This is a genomic window from Cyanobacteriota bacterium (assembly GCA_025054735.1).
Lineage (GTDB): Bacteria > Cyanobacteriota > Cyanobacteriia > SKYG9 > SKYG9 > SKYG9.
Genome location: JANWZG010000695.1, coordinates 1 through 247, shown reverse-complemented (window position 1 = coordinate 247; position 247 = coordinate 1). Strand labels below are relative to the sequence as shown.

Below are 247 nucleotides of genomic sequence, written 5' to 3'. Positions count from 1 at the left end.
AAAATGATGGGCAACTTCCACAGGGCTGCCATATTCAGCGTTTCAAAAAACTGGCCGTTATTGCAAGCGCCATCCCCAAAAAAGCAAGCCGTCACCTCGTCTGCCTGGGTATCTCCCATCACCTCGCGCCGGTACTTCGTCTGAAAGGCCGCCCCTGCCGCTACTGGAATTCCCTCCGCCACAAACGCATAGCCCCCCAAAAACCGCTGCCGAGATGAAAACAAGTGCATCGACCCGCCACGTCCCC

General features: G+C 56.7%; 1 protein-coding gene. It reads right to left on the bottom strand.

Going from position 1 to position 247, the window contains the following annotated elements; translation table 11 throughout:
• Positions 1 to 247: thiamine pyrophosphate-dependent enzyme (locus tag NZ772_19430; GenBank protein ID MCS6815729.1), on the bottom strand; the 247-nt coding region annotated here is incomplete at both ends.